Below are 2,513 nucleotides of genomic sequence, written 5' to 3' on the forward strand. Positions count from 1 at the left end.
CGCGGCAGCGCCCGCCAGGATACCGCTATCCAGACGCACTTGCGCCTGCACAGCTTGATTGATGATACGGCCATTGCCTGCGCGAAAACGCCAGGGCGCTCCGCCCAGCACGCTGGCCGTTGTAATGCAGGGCAAGTGCGCCAGCTCGCTAATGCGGCGGGGCCTGCCATAGCGCGCGATCAGCGACGGGGCCGCCACCACAATACTTTCCAGCCGCGCCAGCGGACGGGCCACCCAGGCGCTGTTCGGGAGTTCGCCACGGCCCACCACAACGGCCAGGTCCGTGTCTGCCAGCCCTGTTTCCAGGCCTGCCAGGGTCGTGACGCATGTCACCTGCAATTCAGGATGCTGCGCGACGAAATCCGCCAGTGCCTGCCCCAGCAAAAAGGGCCCGATTTCACTGGGCAAGCTGACTCGCAGCCGGCCGCTCAACTGCCCGGCGTCGGGCTGCAAGGCCTCAAGAAAATCTTCCAGCCCATCCAGCGCGCCATGAAAACGCTCGAATAGCGCCGCCCCCGCCTCGGTCGGGCGCAGACTACGCTGCTGGCGTTCCAGCAAGCGCGCGCCCAGGCTTTGTTCCAGGCTGCCAATATGCCGGCTGACATTCGATGTTGGCAGCCCCAGCGCCCGGCCTGCCGCCGCAAAACTGCCTTCGGTCAATACCGCCATGAAGACGCGTACGGCATTCAAGTTCAAGCGTGCTGTCATGAGCCATTCCTGTTGAAGTCGCTTTTTTGATATCAAAATATCATCAAAAAAGTGACTTCACCAGCACTGCCCAGATTTTTATGCTGATGTTTTTTACAGCCGAGCGCAGTATGCAAGCTCCTTCTTTTTCTTCTCCGCCCGCGAGCGGCATCGGCCAGCGCGTTGCCTGGATTGTGGCAGCCATTCAATTTACCAATGCGCTGGAATACATGGCCATCAGCCCGCTGTTTCCGTGGCTGGCAAGCGATCTCGGTGTGCCGGTGGCCTGGGCGGGGTATGCGGCTGGCATTTATACCTGCACCGCTATTCTGTCTGGCCTGCTGGCCTATTTCTGGATCGACCGCCTGAACCTCAGGCGTTTGCTGATGACAGCGCTAGCCGTGCTGGCCACGGTAACGCTGGCCATTACGCTGGTGCATTCTTTTGCCGGACTGATGCTTTTGCGCGCAGTGGCCGGGCTGATGGGGGGATTGGTCATGGGGGGCGCCTCGGGTGCCCTGCTGGCCCATGCCACGCCCCAGGAGCGTCCGGCCTTGCTGGCTCGGGTGGTCGCTGCGTTTTCCGCCGTCAGTATCGTCGGCACGCCGCTGGTGCTTTGGGTGGCTGACCGCTGGGGCTGGCCCTGGTCATTCCGGCTGATCACCGCATGCTGCCTGCTTTGCCTGCTGGCCGTCGCGCTTTTCCTGCCCTCCCATCCCGCCCGGCAACAGGCAGCCCCGGCCATGCCGCCGGGCAAAACGCCGCCCCCTTGGGCGCATTTGCGCGGCAAAACACTATTTTATGCCGCGTTCAATGCCATCTCGCAGCTGCCCGCGCTATTGCTGATCCCTTTGCTGGCGCCGCTATTGACTGTCCTGGCAGGCCATCCGGATCAATTGCCCCTGCTATTTTGCGCGGGTGGCGTGGCCGGGCTGGCCGCGTCCCGGCTATCCGGCAAGTTCATGCCGCTGCACTCCCCCGGCCGCTGGTTTCGTGTGGCCCTGCTCTTGTTTGCAGCCAACCTGGGCGGCACACTGAGCGGTCTCTGGCCTGCCTGGCTGTTCATGCTGCTGTTCATGGCTTCCACTTACGCGGCGCTGGTTGCTGCCGCTGCCATCAGCGCTGCGTATCCCGCGCCCGAACGGCGCGCCAGCTTCTGCGCGCTGCAAGCGGCCTGCATGCATTTGGGCTCAACCCTGGCCTTTGGCGCTTCCGCCCTGCTCATGCAGTCCGGCGCCCGGCAACTGGCCAGCTACACGCCCTTGCTGTGCTGCGCAGCCTTGCTGGCTGGCGGCCTGGCGCTGGGCATACGCCTGCGGCCTGAAGCGCCAGCCACCGATGCCCCTTCCCGGGATGCGAGCTGACATACTGTCTGAAATACGGCCTGACATACTGCCTGACCCTGGCGTGCTTTCCGCAAGGCGCGGGCCGGCGATTTGCCTGCATGGCAGAGGCGTCCGCCACACGCGGCGACTGCCGCCTGCGCGAAAAAATTTACGTGCGGAGCGCATACAGGGCTTTTCTTGGCACCAGAAAATACTGTATAAATACACAGCAAACTCTGGAGACACACCATGTCATACACCATCACGCTGCAAGATGCCCCGACAGAACTGCCGGAGCGCGCCCGAACAGATGCCGAAAGCCGCTTCCGCCGCACGCTGGAACGGGCGCTGGGCGGCCCTGAGGCCGTTGCGGAAACCTACAAAGCCTGGCAACAGGCCGAAGAAGCCAGCGATGACGAAATGCGCCAGGAAGATATCATGCTGGCCAAAAAATGGATCACAGCCGCCATGCGGGCGCGCAACGAAGGCTTCCGCGACCTG

General features: G+C 63.2%; 3 protein-coding genes. 2 read left to right on the forward strand and 1 reads right to left on the reverse strand.

Annotation, left to right across the window (positions count from 1 at the left end; all coding sequences use genetic code 11):
• Nucleotides 1–708, reverse strand: a 708-nt coding sequence (locus ACTJGZ_RS10505; protein ID WP_441662872.1) for a LysR family transcriptional regulator, incomplete at its 3' end; no start/stop codon positions are given.
• Between the two features lie 110 nt (nt 709–818).
• Here ACTJGZ_RS10505 and ACTJGZ_RS10510 point away from each other — a divergent pair.
• Together ACTJGZ_RS10510 and ACTJGZ_RS10515 are read left to right on the forward strand one after the other, a co-directional pair.
• Nucleotides 819–2,051, forward strand: a complete 1,233-nt coding sequence (locus ACTJGZ_RS10510) for an MFS transporter (protein ID WP_441662873.1) — start codon at nt 819–821, stop codon at nt 2,049–2,051.
• Nucleotides 2,052–2,261: 210 nt separating this feature from the next.
• Nucleotides 2,262–2,513, forward strand: a 252-nt coding sequence (locus tag ACTJGZ_RS10515; protein WP_441662874.1) for a hypothetical protein, incomplete at its 3' end; no start/stop codon positions are given.

This window comes from Kerstersia sp. (genome assembly GCF_052103615.1).
GTDB lineage: Bacteria > Pseudomonadota > Gammaproteobacteria > Burkholderiales > Burkholderiaceae_B > Kerstersia.

What these genes read in the sequence shown, in the direction of transcription:
- ACTJGZ_RS10510 (WP_441662873.1), top strand. Translation starts at nt 819, where the DNA reads ATGCAAGCTCCTTCTTTTTCTTCTCCGCCCGCGAGCGGCATCGGCCAG.